The organism is Streptomyces sp. NPDC006314 (genome assembly GCF_040613075.1).
GTDB lineage: Bacteria > Actinomycetota > Actinomycetes > Streptomycetales > Streptomycetaceae > Streptomyces.
In genome coordinates this window covers 96,876-111,047 of record NZ_JBEXRL010000014.1, presented here as the reverse complement: position 1 = coordinate 111,047, position 14,172 = coordinate 96,876, and the positions used below count along the sequence as shown (strand labels likewise).

Here is a 14,172-nt window from a genome sequence, read left to right as displayed (position 1 = left end):
CGCTGTTCACCCGTAGGTCGGCACCGGGTACACGATCCGCGACCACATGTGGATCGCGAACCGTGCGGATCTGAAGATCTCCAGACTTCGAGAAAGACTCACAGACTCATGGCGAACTACACCGCCGCCGACGTCAAGAAGCTCCGTGAGCTCACCGGCGCCGGCATGATGGACTGCAAGAAGGCGCTGGACGAGGCCGAGGGCAACGTCGACAAGGCCGTCGAGGCGCTGCGCATCAAGGGCCAGAAGGGCGTCGCCAAGCGCGAGGGCCGCTCCGCCGAGAACGGCGCCGTGGTCTCCATCATCGCCGACGACAACTCCTCCGGCGTCCTCGTCGAGCTGAAGTGCGAGACCGACTTCGTCGCCAAGGGCGAGAAGTTCCAGGCCGTGGCCAACGCCATCGCCGAGCACGTCGCCAAGACGAACCCGGCCGACCTCGAGGCCCTGCTGGCCTCCGAGATCGAGCCCGGCAAGACCGTTCAGGCGTTCGTGGACGAGGCCAACGCCAACCTCGGCGAAAAGATCGTCCTGGACCGCTTCGCGCAGTTCTCCGACGGTTACGTCACCGCCTACATGCACCGCACCATGCCCGACCTGCCCCCGCAGATCGGTGTCCTGGTCGAGTTCGACAAGCCGAACGCCGAGGTCGCCAAGGGCATCGCCCAGCACATCGCCGCCTTCGCGCCGAAGTACCTCTCCCAGGAGGACGTCCCGGCCGAGGTCGTCGAGTCCGAGCGACGCATCGCCGAGGAGACCACCCGCGCCGAGGGCAAGCCCGAGGCCGCGATCGCCAAGATCGTCGAGGGTCGTGTCAACGGCTTCTTCAAGGACGCCACGCTGCTCGGCCAGCCGTACGCGCTCGACAACAAGAAGTCGGTCCAGAAGGTGCTGGACGAGGCCGGTGTCACCCTGAAGCGCTTCTCGCGCATCAAGGTCGGCATCTGAGTCCGTACCGCGATCGACGCGCGACCCGCGGAGAAATCCCGATAGGGTCGACAGCAGTCGTCCGCGCACACCGCCACACCCGGGCGTGGGGCGGACGGCAGCAGATCTGACGAGGAGGCCATTGCCGCGCATGGGAGCGAAAAGCGACCCCGTCGGCAATGGCCTTCTTCGTATGTGCAACACGTGAAAGAGGCGGGATCTCCCATGACGACGAAGGCCGAGAAGAGCGACGACGGCAAAGTACGCGGCCGGTTTCTGCTGAAGCTGTCCGGAGAGGCCTTCGCCGGTGGCGGGGGCCTGGGCGTCGACCCGGACGTGGTGCACAAGATCGCCCGTGAGATCGCGGCCGTCGTCCGGGACGGCGCCGAGATCGCGGTCGTCATCGGTGGTGGCAACTTCTTCCGCGGCGCCGAACTCCAGCAGCGCGGCATGGACCGCGCCCGCTCCGACTACATGGGCATGCTCGGCACCGTGATGAACTGCCTCGCCCTCCAGGACTTCCTGGAGAAGGAGGGCATCGACAGCCGGGTGCAGACCGCCATCACCATGGGTCAGGTCGCCGAGCCGTACATCCCGCTGCGCGCCGTGCGCCACCTGGAGAAGGGCCGCGTGGTCATCTTCGGCGCCGGTATGGGCATGCCGTACTTCTCCACCGACACCACCGCCGCCCAGCGCGCCCTGGAGATCGACGCCGAGGCGCTGCTCATGGGCAAGAACGGCGTGGACGGGGTCTACGACTCCGACCCCAAGACCAACCCCGACGCCGTCAAGTTCGACGCCCTCGGCTACGGCGAGGTCATCACCCGCGACCTCAAGGTCGCCGACGCCACCGCCATCACGCTGTGCCGTGACAACAAGCTCCCGATCCTCGTCTTCGAGCTTCTCGCGGAGGGCAATATCGCCCGTGCCGTCAAGGGTGAGAAGATCGGCACGCTGGTGGGTGACCAGGGCAGCCGGGACTGACCGGCACACCCCGTCGCCCGGGGTGCGCCACCTGTCCGAGGGACGGACGGGACGCGCCCTGGCCGGGGGATGGACAATGTCCTGCCGGTCGGGAACCGTGCAGGAAGAAGACGCGACGCAGCCGGCCGCCGCCCGATAGAGGAACCGCAGCCGGGCCTCACTCAAGACACGCAGGAGCAAGTGGTGATCGAAGAGACCCTCCTCGAGGCCGAGGAGAAGATGGAGAAGGCCGTCGTGGTCGCCAAGGAGGACTTCGCCGCGATCCGCACCGGCCGTGCGCACCCGGCGATGTTCAACAAGATCGTGGCCGACTACTACGGTGCCCCGACGCCGATCAACCAGCTGGCCTCGTTCTCCGTGCCGGAGCCGCGCATGGCGGTCGTGACGCCGTTCGACAAGAGCGCCCTGCGCAACATCGAGCAGGCCATCCGCGACTCCGACCTGGGCGTCAACCCCAGTAACGACGGCAACATCATCCGTGTGGTGTTCCCCGAGCTGACCGAGGAGCGCCGCCGCGACTACATCAAGGTCGCCAAGGGCAAGGCCGAGGACGCGCGCGTGTCCATCCGCTCCGTGCGCCGCAAGGCCAAGGAAGCCCTCGACAAGCTCGTCAAGGACGGCGAGGTCGGCGAGGACGAGGGCCGCCGTGCGGAGAAGGAGCTCGACGACACCACGCACAAGTACGTCGCTCAGGTGGACGAGCTTCTGAAGCACAAGGAAGCGGAGCTGCTCGAAGTCTGATGAGCGACTCTTCCTGGGGGGCGCCGCCACCGGCGGGGCAGGCCGGGTACTGGGCGTCCACCGCGGGCAGGCCTGCCCAGCCTGTCCAGGGGGCCGCCCCGGCGGGCCCCACGTACGATGCGCCTGAGGCGCAGCAGACTCGCCCCATGCCCATCGTGCCCGAGGTGTCCGCGTACGCCGGAGACCAGGACGACGACCGGGGGGCCGCTCGGCTGGGCGGCCCCTTGTTCCGAGACGAGACCTTCCAGGACCGGCCCGTCCCGGCCGAGACCCAGAATCCGGAGCCCATGCCCGACGCCCCCCAGCCGGCGCCAGCGCCGCAGAAGAAGAGCGCGGGCCGTGACCTGAGCGCGGCCATAGGGGTCGGCGTCGGGCTCGGTGTGGTGATCGTCGCGTCCCTGTTCATCGTCAAGGCCGTGTTCGTCGGCGTGATAGCGGTCGCCGTCGTCGTCGGGCTGTGGGAGCTCACCAGCAGGCTGCAGGAGCGCAAGGGCATCAAGGCGCCGCTCGTGCCGCTGGCGGTCGGTGGTGCGGCGATGGTGGTCGCCGGCTATGTGCGCGGCGCCGAGGGCGCGTGGGTCGCCATGGCCCTGACGGCCCTCGCCGTCCTCGTCTGGCGTATGACCGAACCACCGGAGAACTACCTCAAGGACGTCACGGCCGGCGTCTTCGCGGCGTTCTACGTGCCCTTCCTGGCCACGTTCGTCGCGCTGCTGCTCACCGCCGACGACGGCCCCTGGCGGGTGCTCACCTTCCTGCTGCTGACGGTCGTCAGCGACACCGGCGCGTACGCGGTCGGCTGGCGCTTCGGCAAGCACAAGCTCGCCCCGCGGATCAGCCCCGGCAAGACCCGCGAGGGCCTGCTGGGCGCGGTGCTGTTCGCCATGGTCGCGGGCGCGCTGTGCATGCGGTTCCTGATCGACGACGGCACCTGGTGGCAGGGCCTGCTGCTGGGCCTCGCGGTCGCGGTCAGCGCCACGCTGGGCGACCTCGGCGAGTCCATGATCAAGCGGGATCTCGGCATCAAGGACATGGGCACCTTGCTTCCCGGGCACGGCGGCATCATGGACCGACTGGACTCATTGCTGCCCACGGCGCCGGTGGTCTGGCTGCTGATGGTGGTGTTCGTCGGATCCGCGTGAGCGAGTGCCGTACGACGTCCGGACCCCCGTCCTGAGCACAAGGCGGGGGCCCGTTGCCGTTTCCCGGACCTCCCGGCCCGTTGCCGTTTCCCGGACCTCCCGGCCCGTTGCGCAGGGACCGCACCCGGATGCCGCAGCACAAATCGGCAGCCGGAGCCCGCGCGCGGCAGACTCCCTCAGAGGGCGACGTGTACTCCGCCGCCCGGTGACGCAGCAGGGAGTGTGCCCGATGCCCCTCGACCCAGCCCCCGCCCCGCCTCCTCCGCCGGTGAGGTTCTGGCCCGTCGACGACCTGCCCGCACTCGACCCCGATCCGTTCCTGGACGAGTTGCTGCGCGACGAGCCGGTCACCCGGATCAGGCTCCCGCACGGCGAGGGGCACGCCTGGCTGGTCACCCGGTACGAGGACGTCCGCTTCGTCACCTCCGACCCGCGCTTCTCCCGGGAACAGGTCGTCGGCCGCGATGTCACCACCATGCGCCCGGTGCCGGTGGCCTCGCAGACGGCGGGTCTGCAGTACATCGACCCGCCCCGGCACAGTCGGCTGCGCCGGGTCGTCGCCCGCGCCTTCACCGGCAGGAGCATGCAGCGGCTGCGGCCGCTGGCCGAGGGCAGGGCCACCGAACTGCTCGACGGGATGGAGCGCGCGGGCGCACCGGCCGACCTCATGGAACACCTGCACGGCCCCTTCCCGATCGCCGTGACCCGCGACTTCCTCGGTGTGGAGGAGAAGGACTGGCACCGCTGGGCGGCGACGGGTGAGGCCCTGCTGTCCGCGGGCACCGAGTCCGAGGAACGCGCCAGGGAGGCCGCTCAGGCCACCCGGGCCCGCATCGTCGAACTGCTCCAGCAGCGCCGCGAGGATCCCCGCGACGACCTGGCCGGCGTGCTGGCGCAGGCCGCCGCGGCGGGCGAGATCACCGACGACGAGGCGATCTCCCTGGCCACCGCCATCCAGGTCAGCGGCGGTCACGCGGTGCGCAACAACAGCGGCTCGATGATGTACGCACTGCTCACCCACCCCGAGCACATGGACCGGCTGCGGCGCGAGCCGGAACTCCTGCCCCGGGCCGTGGACGAGCTGTTCCGCTACGTCCCGCACCGCAACGGCGTCGGCATCCCCCGTGTCGCCGTCGAGGACGTCGAGGTCGGCGGCCGGCTGATCCGGGCCGGCGACGTCGTCTACAACGCCTACGTCGCCGCCAACCGCGACCCCGAGGTCTTCCCCGACCCCGACGCCCTGGACTTCGACCGGAAGAGCCCCGCCCATCTGGCCTTCGGCCACGGCCCGCACCACTGCCTGGCCGCCATCATGGCCCGCATGGAGGCCGAGGTCATGATCGGCGCCGTACTCGCCCGCTTCCCCGGCATCCGGCTGGCCGTGCCTCCCGAGGAGGTCGAGTTCCAGCGCCAGGGCCTGATCCGCGGCCCCAGGACGCTGCCCGTGACCTGGTGACACCCGGGTCACGTCACGGGCGACCCCGGCTGGCTCGGCTGGGACTACCTGGAGGCGGTGTAGCGGCCGCGGTCGGGGCGATTCGCGACGGAGTGCGCGTGGCCGACCAGCTGTCCCGACTTGCCCTCTCGGCGCCGGTCAGGACCTTGCCGTACGCCCAGGGGCCCTTCTCGGCGGAGCAGGAGGACCGGAACCGGGCGCCTTCGGCGACGAGCCGGGCGGGACCGCTTGTGTCACGCCTTCGGAGCAGGGACACAAGCGGGCATCGAATGGCGGGTTGGCTGTGGTGATATCACCAGTCGCGCTGCCGAAGCTCCTAGAGCGCTGCAGCCAAGATCGCGGCCAGCGCGAAAACGCCGGCCAGTACGGAGCAGACGATCGCAGCGACGAGGTGGGTGCGCCAGTAGTTCTCCTCGTCCTGTACCACCACCGCGGTACGCGGTCTGCCCTTCCAGTAGGCGATCTCCACCACGTCGCCGGCCTCGAATCGTGGAGATCCGTACCCTGTAACCACAATCTGTCTGCTCTTGCCGTCCGGGGTGACGAACGAACACCAGGCGCTCGCGTCGCCGTCGTCCCAGGTGACGTAGTCGCACACACCGGGTGCGCGCTCGCCATGCGCTATGAGGTGACGGACGCCTCGCGCCTTCCTGGCCGGGATCAGACCCAGCAGGCCGAAGAAGACGGCCGCAGCTATGCAGGCACTCATCAGTCCCCCTCAAGACATGACTGCGATCATGCCGCACTTACCTACAGAGATGCAGGCTACTGACCATCCCACCGCCCGAGCACGCGCCCTGGGCCGTCCCTGGGCCGTCCGAGGCCAACCAATGCTGACAGTCGGTGCCCACGGGTGACCGCCCCCACCCCGCTCTGGCCTGGGCTACCCGAGTCGATCTGCGACACTGGTAAGCGCCATGCCTAAGCCCGGAGAACTCACTTTCGTCGCCCCGCGCGGAGCCAAGAAGCCGCCGCGGCACCTCGCCGACCTCACGCCCGCCGAGCGCAAGGACGCGGTGGCCGAGATCGGCGAGAAGCCGTTCCGTGCCAAGCAGCTCTCGCAGCACTACTTCGCGCGGTACGCGCACGACCCGGCGGACTGGACCGACATCCCCGCCGGTGCGCGCGGCAAGCTGCAGGAGGCGTTGCTTCCCGAGCTGATGACCGTCGTACGGCATCTGTCGACCGACCAGGGGACCACACGCAAGACCCTGTGGCGGCTGTTCGACGGGACGCTCGTCGAGTCCGTGCTGATGCGGTATCCGGACCGGGTCACCATGTGCATCAGCTCGCAGGCGGGGTGCGGCATGAACTGCCCGTTCTGCGCGACCGGGCAGGCGGGGCTCGACCGGAACCTGTCCACCGCCGAGATCGTCCACCAGATCGTGGACGGCATGCGGGCGCTCCGGGACGGGGAAGTGCCCGGCGGGCCTGCGCGGCTTTCCAACATCGTCTTCATGGGGATGGGGGAGCCGCTCGCCAACTACAACCGGGTCGTGGGTGCCATTCGGGCGCTCACCGATCCCGCCCCGGACGGGCTCGGGCTCTCGCAGCGCGGGATCACCGTCTCCACCGTCGGGCTCGTGCCGGCCATCCACCGGTTCGCCGACGAGGGCTTCAAGTGCCGGCTCGCGATCTCCCTGCACGCCCCCGACGACGAGCTGCGCGACACCCTCGTCCCCGTGAACACGCGGTGGAAGGTGCGCGAGGTGCTGGACGCCGGGTTCGAGTACACCGAGAAGTCGGGTCGCAGGCTGTCGATCGAGTACGCGCTGATCCGGGACATCAACGACCACGCGTGGCGCGGTGACCGGCTCGGCCGGCTGCTCAAGGGCAGGCCCGTGCACGTCAACCTCATCCCGCTCAACCCGACGCCGGGGTCCAAGTGGACCGCTTCCCGGCCGGCGGACGAGAAGGCGTTCGTCGAGGCCATCGCCGCGCACGGTGTGCCCGTCACGGTTCGGGACACCCGTGGCCAGGAGATCGACGGGGCCTGTGGTCAGCTCGCGGCCACCGAGCGGTAATCTGGCCACGTCCACACATCTTCATATTCCGACAGGGGAGCGCCACAGCGCTGAGAGTGCGGCAAACGGGCCGCAGACCCTCTGAACCTCGCCCAGGTCATTCTGGGTAGGAAGTTCGGTCATCACTCAAGCTGTTGCGCCCTGCCCGGGCCTCCCTCGCGGAGCCCGGGCAGGGCCGCGTCTCTTCCTGGCCACCCCCAGGAGGACATCCAGTGCACAACAAGACCTTCGTGGCCATGGCGGTCGGGCTCGGCCTGGTCACGCTGCCGGCGTTGACGGCGTGCGGCTCGAGCGACGCCAAGGGGTCCACGGACTCCAAGACCGTCACCCTGGTCAGCCACAACTCGTGGAGCGTCTCCGAGAGCGTCCTCAAGGACTTCGAGAAGCAGTCCGGGTACCAGGTCAAGGCCCTCGAGGACGGTGACGCGGGCCAGGCCGTCAACAAGGCGATCCTGACCAAGGGCAACCCGCAGGGCGACGTCTTCTTCGGCGTCGACAACACCCTGCTGTCCCGGGCTCTCGACAACGGCCTCTTCCAGCCGTACGAGGCCAAGGGGCTCGGTACCGTCGGCGCCGCCTACCGGCTCGACGGGGCCAAGCACCGGGTCACGCCGGTCGATCACGGCGACATCTGCGTCAACTACGACAAGGCCTACTTCAGCGAGCACAAGCTGGCCCCGCCCCGGTCCTTCGCCGACCTGGCCAAGCCCGAGTACAAGAACCTCCTCGTCACCGAGAACGCGGCCACCTCCTCGCCCGGTCTCGGCTTCCTGCTCGGCAGCGCCGCCGAGTACGGTGACGACGGCTGGCAGGACTACTGGAAGAAGCTCAAGGCCAACGGCGTGAAGGTCGTCGACGGCTGGGAGCAGGCCTACCTCCAGGAGTTCTCCGGCTCCTCCGGGGGCAAGAAGGCCGGCGGGGACCGGCCGCTCGTGGTGTCGTACGCCTCCTCCCCGCCCGCCGAGGTGATCAACACCAAGAAGCGGCCCGGTACCGCACCGACCGGCGTGGCCGCGGGCACCTGCTTCCGGCAGATCGAGTTCGCCGGGCTGCTGAGCAACGCGAAGAACACCGAGGGCGGCAAGGCGTTCATCGACTTCCTGCTCACCAAGGAGTTCCAGCAGGACATGCCGTTCAACATGTTCGTCTACCCGGTCGTGAAGGGTGCCGCCGTTCCTGCCGAGTTCACGAAGTACGGGCCGGCCGCCGAGCACCCCCGGACCATGGCCCCGGACAAGATCGCCGCCAACCGCGACCAGTGGGTCAAGTCGTGGACGTCACTCGTACTGAGGTAGCCGGGACACGGCGGAGAAGCGCGGCGCGGCTCGGGCTCATGGCCCTGCCCGTCGCGTTCTTCGCGCTGTTCTTCGCCTGGCCCGTGGCCGCGATCGTCGCGCGCGGACTGAAGGTGGACGGCGCCTGGCGGTTCGGGCGGATCGCGGACGTCGTCACCCAGCCGGACATCCGGCACGTGCTGTGGTTCACCACTTGGCAGGCGCTCGCCTCCACCGCGCTCACCCTGTTGCTCGCGCTGCCCGCCGCCCATGTCTTCGCGCGCCTCGACTTCCCGGGCAAGCAGCTGCTGCGGGCCGTCGTCACCGTCCCGTTCGTGCTGCCGACCGTCGTCGCCGGCAGCGCCTTCCTGGCGCTCGTCGGGCGGGGCGGTCTGCTCGACGAGCTGTGGGGGGTACGGCTGGACACCACGGTGTGGGCGATCCTGCTGGCCCACGTCTTCTTCAACTACGCGGTAGTGGTGCGCACGGTGGGCGGGCTGTGGGCCCAGCTCGACCCCCGGCAGGAGGAGGCCGCCCGGATGCTCGGCGCCTCGCCGCTCGGGGCCTGGCGGAAGATCACCCTGCCCGCTCTCGCGCCCGCCGTGGCCGCCGCCGCGCTGATGGTGTTCCTGTTCACCTTCACCTCCTTCGGTGTCGTGCAGATCCTCGGCGGCCCCACCTTCTCCACCCTCGAAGTGGAGATCTACCGGCAGACCTCGGAGACCTTCGATCTGTCCACGGCCGCCGTCCTCACCCTCGTCCAGTTCGCCGCCGTCGGCGCGATCCTCGCCGTGCACGCCTGGACCGTACGGCGGCGGGAGACCGCGCTGCGCCTCGTCGACCCGAAGGTGACCGTTCGCCGGCCGCGCGGGGCCGGCCAGTGGGCGCTGCTCGCCGGGGTCCTCACCACCATCGCCCTGCTCCTCGTGCTGCCGCTCGCCGTGCTCGTCCGGCGCTCCCTCGACGCACCCGGCCTCGGCTACTACCGGGCGCTGACCGACCCCGACGGCGGTACGTTCCTGGTGGCACCCCTGCACGCCGTGTGGGCCTCGCTGGAGTACGCCGTCGCCGCCACCGCCATCGCCGTGGTGATCGGAGGTCTCGCCGCCGCCGCGCTGGCCCGCCGGGACGCGGGACGGCTGGTACGGGGCTTCGACGCGCTGTTGATGCTGCCGCTCGGCGTGTCCGCCGTGACCGTCGGCTTCGGCTTCCTGATCGCGCTCGACAAGCCGCCACTGGACCTGCGCCAGTCCTGGATCCTGGTGCCGCTCGCCCAGGCGCTGGTGGGCGCCCCCTTCGTCGTACGGACCATGCTGCCGGTGCTGCGCGCGGTGGACGGGCGGCTCAGGGAGGCGGCGGCCGTGCTGGGGGCCTCGCCCTGGCGGGTGTGGCGCGAGGTGGATCTTCCGATGGTGCGGCGGGCGATGCTGGTCGCGGCCGGGTTCGCGTTCGCCGTCTCGCTCGGCGAGTTCGGGGCGACCGTGTTCATCGCCCGACCCGACAACCCGACCCTCCCGGTTGCCGTGGCCCGGCTGCTCAGCCGCCCGGGAGACCTCAACTACGGTCAGGCGATGGCCCTTTCGACCATTCTGATGGTGGTGTGCGCCGTCGCGCTGCTCGTCCTGGAGCGGCTGCGCACCGACCGGACGGGGGAGTTCTGATGCTGCTGAGCCTCGATGCCGCTACCGTGCGTTTCGGCGGGCGGGCCGTGCTCGACGCGGTCGACCTCGATGTCGCCGAGCACGAGGTGGTGTGTGTGCTCGGGCCCAGCGGCAGCGGCAAGTCGACGCTGCTCCGGGCGGTGGCCGGGCTGCAGCGGCTGGACTCGGGGCGGGTGCTGCTCGACGGCCGCGACCAGGGGGGCATGCCCGCGCACCAGCGCGGTGTCGGGCTCATGTTCCAGGACCACCAGCTCTTCCCGCAGCGGGACGTCGGCGCCAACGTGGGCTTCGGACTGCGTATGCACGGCGTCGTCAAGGCCGAACGGGACACCCGGGTGCGCCAGTTGCTGGAGTTGGTCGGGCTGCCGGGGGCCGCCCGGCGGGCCGTGGCCGGGCTGTCCGGCGGTGAGCAGCAGCGTGTGGCCCTCGCCCGGGCGCTCGCGCCCCGGCCCCGGCTGCTCATGCTGGACGAGCCGCTCGGCCAGCTCGACCGCTCCCTCAGGGAACGCCTGGTGGTCGAACTCAGGGAACTGTTCGGGCGGTTGGGCACCACCGTGCTCGCCGTCACCCACGACCAGGGCGAGGCGTTCGCGCTGGCCGACCGGGTGGTGGTGATGCGGGACGGGCGGATCGCGCAGTCCGGTACGCCCCTGGAGGTCTGGCAGCGGCCCGCCGACGCGTTCGTGGCCCGTTTCCTCGGCTTCGACAACGTGGTCCCGGCGACCGTCGCCGGTACGGCCGCCGACAGCCCCTGGGGCAAGCTGCCGGTGCCCGACGGCTCTCCGCAGGGAAACCGCACGCTTCTCGTCCGCCCCGCCGGGGTACGGATGGTGGCCGTCGACGCGGGCCTGCCCTGCACCGTGACCGCCCGCACCTTCAAGGGCACCCATGTGGCCGTCCACCTCCAGCCTCAGGACGGCCCGCGCCTGGAGGCGGCCTGCGCGCTGCGGGACGCACCGGAGGTCGGGGACGCGGTCGGGGTGGAGTTCGGCGCGGCGGAAATCGTCGTGCTCGACTGATCATCCTCGCCCTGGGGTCAGGCCATGACGTCACACATGACCGGTACTGCGACGAGATCATCCACCAGGTAGGGCAGTTGAGGGCCGTGGTGACCTCCGGCGCCGATCTCTCGGCCACCGTGCCGACCTGCCCGGACTGGTCGCTCGAACAGCTCGTACGCCATAGGGGAGGTGCCCTGCGCTGGGTGGACACCATAGTGCGGAGCCGGGCGCAGGAGGGGATCGAGCGCGAGCGGGTGCCGCTCGGCGAAGGGCCGGAGGCCGGTGGCGGCGCCGCGGCACTGGACGCCTGCCTGGTGGAGGCCGGAGACCTGGTCGTCGGGGCGCTGCGCGAGGCCGGACCGGACACCGAGGTGTGGTCGTGGACCGGTGTGGCCGACACCGGCTTCTGGGCCCGCCGGATGACCCACGAGATCACCATCCACCGCGCGGACGCCACGCTGCCGTACGAGGTCGCGCCCGACATCGCGGCCGACGCGCTGGACGAGTGGCTCCAGCTCGTGCGGTGGGTGCAGCGGAACACATCGCACCGGGAGGCGAAGGAGTTGTGCGGAAGCCCCGGCCGCAGCATCCACCTGCACGCCACCGACACCGAGCCCGCCGTGAACGCCGAATGGCTCGTCGAGCTGGGCGAGGAGGGGGTCGCCTGGCGTCGCGGGCACGAGAAGGCGAGCGTGGCCCTGCGGGGACCGCTCACCTCCGTCCTGCTCGCCTTCTACCGTCGGCTGCCGCTGGACGGTCCCGGCCTCGAGGTGCTGGGCGAGCGGGAACTGCTGGAGTTCTGGCCGCAGCGGACCACCTTCGGCTGAGACGGCCCCGACGGGGACACGACCGCGGCCGGTTCCCGGGCCGGGCAACGGCCGAGGCCGGCCCCCGGGGACAACCGGGCCATGACCGCGGCCCGTCCCCTGGGGATAGGAGGACGGGCCGCGGTGCTGTGCGGAGAGGGAGCGTCAGCCGTTGTTGCGCGCACCACGGCGGCGCATGCCGAAGAAGACCGCGCCACCACCGGCGACGACCAGGACGGCCGCGACGCCGGCGATCAGACCGGTGTTGGAGTTGGCACCGGTCTCGGCGAGGTTCGAGTCACCGGCCGCGGGGGACGGCGCGTTGCTCGGCGTGCCCGCCGGGGCGGAACTGGACTCGGAGGCCGACGGGGTGGGGGTCGCCGGCTCGGCCGGGGCGGACTTGGACGGCGACGGCGTCGTGGAGGCCGTCGCCGTCGGCGTCTTGGTCTCCTCGGTCTTGCAGGCGGTGGACGGGGTCACCAGGTCGGGCTTGATGTCCTCGTCGACGATGTGGCGGGCCTTGACGTGGACGCGGTAGGTCGCGTTCGGCTTCCAGTCCTCCGGGAAGGTGACCGGTGTACCCTCGGCCGAGCCCTTGACCTGCTGCTCGCCCACCTTGGTCTCGACGCCGCCGTCGCTCTCGAGGAACACGGTGACGGTGGCCTCGACCGCGGAGCGGTCGGTGTCGGTGACGACGATGACGCCCTTTTCGCCGTCGCACCTGGCTTCGGCCTTGAAGTCACGGATGTTGCACGCGAGCGCGGTGCTGGACAGACCCAGCACCACCGCGGCCGAGGCGGAGGCAACACCCAGGATGCGCACGGAACGACGTGCGCTACGGCGAGTTATGGACACGTTTGTCCTTTTCAAAGCATAACTGCGGGGGGTGGAGGGGGAGTTGGGACGACGGATGAGGTGAGGCCCCAGCACCCCCAAGAGGCTCACAGGTTTATAAGCGCTCCGTAAGTAGTGTCAATGCATATGCCTGGGACCGCAGTTGACTTTGCCTGCTTATTAACTGCCAAGACGTTTGATCGCGTCCGGAGCCTGCTCGATCCGGTCAACGAGGGCGATACGGGACTCCATCGCCCGGCCCCGGGCCAGCGACCGCAGCAAGGGCCAGACCGGCAGCTCCCGCGTCCAGTGCGCCTCGTCCACGAGCACCATCGGCGTGGGCTCACCGCGCGACTCGTAGTAGTTCGGCGTCGCGTTGTCGAAGATCTCCTGTACCGTCCCGGCGGCGCCCGGCAGGAAGACCACTCCGGCGCGGGAGCGGGCCAGCAGGCCGTCCTCGCGGGTGGCGTTGGCGAAGTACTTGGCGATGTGCGCGGCGAACGCGTTCGGCGGCTCGTGGCCGTAGAACCAGGTGGGGATGCCCACCGACTCCCCGCCGCCCGGCCAGCGTTCGCGCACGTCGAAGGCGGCCCGCGCCCAGTCCGTGACGGACGGGCGGAACGAGGGGGCCCTGGCGAGGAGCCGGAGCGCGTCGTCGAGCATGCCGTCGGCGAAGGGAGCGGCGTAGGCGCCGAGGTTCGCCGCCTCCATCGCGCCCGGTCCGCCGCCGGTGGCGACCGTGAACCCGGCGCGGGTCAGCTCGCGGCCCAGCCGGGCGGCACCGGCGTAGGCGGCGGTGCCGCGGCCCATCGCGTGGCCGCCCATGACACCCACCACCCGCGCTCCGGCGAGGAGTTCGTCCAGCGCGTCGGAGACGGCGTCGTCGTGGATCGCCCTGAGCGTCGAGGCGAAGACGTCACCATCGGCCTTCGTCCGCTGGAACCAGGCGTAGGCCAGGGCGTCCGGCGTCGCCTCGTACCCCTTGCCCAGCGACTCGAACAGTTCGCCGGGCGTGTAGACGAAGCCGCGGTACGGGTCGAAGGGCAGGCCGGGGACCGGCGGGAACACCAGGGCTCCGGCCGACCGGACATGCACGGCTGCCTCGGGGGTCATCGGGCAGCCGAGAAAGACGGCACCCGTGGTGTCCAGGCGGAGCAGAACGTCGGTACGGCCGGTCAGGTCGACGGCCTGCACCCGGAATCGGGTGAGCGAGGCGTGCGCGGCGACCACCTCGTCGAACTCGGCGAGGGACTCGATCTCGCGGTCATGTCCGGCGGTGGGGGTCCCCCCTGGCCGAGCGGGGTCGAGAGCTTGGGGGAGCGGCT

13 protein-coding genes and 1 riboswitch are annotated in these 14,172 nt (G+C 70.5%); of the genes, 10 read left to right on the top strand and 3 right to left on the bottom strand.

Going from position 1 to position 14,172, the window contains the following annotated elements:
* Positions 1-108 precede the first annotated feature (108 nt).
* The 5 genes from tsf to ABZ079_RS24890 all read left to right on the top strand — a co-directional run bounded on the left by tsf (position 109) and on the right by ABZ079_RS24890 (position 5,247).
* On the top strand, positions 109-945 hold the full coding sequence (tsf, locus tag ABZ079_RS24910; RefSeq protein WP_356941661.1) for a translation elongation factor Ts: 837 nt from the start codon (positions 109-111) through the stop codon (positions 943-945).
* Positions 946-1,149: 204 nt separating this feature from the next.
* Positions 1,150-1,908, top strand: a complete 759-nt coding sequence (gene pyrH, locus ABZ079_RS24905; RefSeq protein ID WP_356941660.1) for a UMP kinase — start codon at positions 1,150-1,152, stop codon at positions 1,906-1,908.
* Between the two features lie 183 nt (positions 1,909-2,091).
* Positions 2,092-2,649 (top strand): ribosome recycling factor, encoded by a 558-nt coding sequence (gene frr, locus ABZ079_RS24900; RefSeq protein WP_055706853.1) that lies wholly within the window; start codon positions 2,092-2,094, stop codon positions 2,647-2,649.
* Positions 2,649-3,791 (top strand): phosphatidate cytidylyltransferase, encoded by a 1,143-nt coding sequence (locus tag ABZ079_RS24895; RefSeq protein WP_356941659.1) that lies wholly within the window; start codon positions 2,649-2,651, stop codon positions 3,789-3,791. The genes frr and ABZ079_RS24895 overlap by 1 nt, the downstream gene beginning before the upstream one ends.
* Before the next feature lie 229 nt (positions 3,792-4,020).
* Positions 4,021-5,247, top strand: a complete 1,227-nt coding sequence (locus tag ABZ079_RS24890; RefSeq protein WP_356941658.1) for a cytochrome P450 — start codon at positions 4,021-4,023, stop codon at positions 5,245-5,247.
* A 316-nt stretch (positions 5,248-5,563) separates the two neighbouring features.
* Here the strand turns inward: ABZ079_RS24890 and ABZ079_RS24885 are convergent, their stop codons facing one another.
* Positions 5,564-5,956 carry a hypothetical protein gene (locus tag ABZ079_RS24885; RefSeq protein ID WP_356941657.1) on the bottom strand — a complete coding sequence of 131 codons (393 nt, stop codon included), beginning with the start codon at positions 5,954-5,956 and terminating at the stop codon, positions 5,564-5,566.
* 208 nt (positions 5,957-6,164) lie between these two features.
* On the opposite strand from ABZ079_RS24885, the gene rlmN reads away from it, so the two are divergent.
* The 5 genes from rlmN (at position 6,165) to ABZ079_RS24860 (ending at position 12,034) form a co-directional block, all read left to right on the top strand.
* Entirely contained in the window at positions 6,165-7,271 is a 1,107-nt protein-coding gene (gene rlmN, locus ABZ079_RS24880) for a 23S rRNA (adenine(2503)-C(2))-methyltransferase RlmN (RefSeq protein ID WP_356941656.1), read from the top strand.
* A 23-nt stretch (positions 7,272-7,294) separates the two neighbouring features.
* Positions 7,295-7,402: riboswitch (TPP riboswitch) on the top strand.
* Between the two features lie 81 nt (positions 7,403-7,483).
* Positions 7,484-8,566 (top strand): thiamine ABC transporter substrate-binding protein, encoded by a 1,083-nt coding sequence (locus ABZ079_RS24875; protein ID WP_356941655.1) that lies wholly within the window; start codon positions 7,484-7,486, stop codon positions 8,564-8,566.
* A gap of 38 nt (positions 8,567-8,604) precedes the next feature.
* On the top strand, positions 8,605-10,206 hold the full coding sequence (locus tag ABZ079_RS24870; protein WP_356941654.1) for an iron ABC transporter permease: 1,602 nt from the start codon (positions 8,605-8,607) through the stop codon (positions 10,204-10,206).
* Complete coding sequence (locus ABZ079_RS24865) at positions 10,206-11,225, top strand: ABC transporter ATP-binding protein (protein ID WP_356941653.1); 1,020 nt, start codon at positions 10,206-10,208, stop codon at positions 11,223-11,225. Before ABZ079_RS24870 ends, ABZ079_RS24865 begins: the two co-directional genes overlap by 1 nt.
* Before the next feature lie 11 nt (positions 11,226-11,236).
* Positions 11,237-12,034 carry a maleylpyruvate isomerase N-terminal domain-containing protein gene (locus tag ABZ079_RS24860; RefSeq protein WP_356941732.1) on the top strand — a complete coding sequence of 266 codons (798 nt, stop codon included), beginning with the start codon at positions 11,237-11,239 and terminating at the stop codon, positions 12,032-12,034.
* Positions 12,035-12,178: 144 nt separating this feature from the next.
* Here ABZ079_RS24860 and ABZ079_RS24855 read toward each other — a convergent pair whose 3' ends face one another.
* Together ABZ079_RS24855 and ABZ079_RS24850 are read right to left on the bottom strand one after the other, a co-directional pair.
* On the bottom strand, positions 12,179-12,868 hold the full coding sequence (locus ABZ079_RS24855; RefSeq protein ID WP_356941652.1) for an LAETG motif-containing sortase-dependent surface protein: 690 nt from the start codon (positions 12,866-12,868) through the stop codon (positions 12,179-12,181).
* A 159-nt stretch (positions 12,869-13,027) separates the two neighbouring features.
* A complete protein-coding gene (locus ABZ079_RS24850) occupies positions 13,028-14,104 on the bottom strand; it encodes a Rossmann fold nucleotide-binding protein (RefSeq protein WP_356941731.1) in 1,077 nt (358 codons plus the stop codon).
* Between the last annotated feature and the right edge of the window lie 68 nt (positions 14,105-14,172).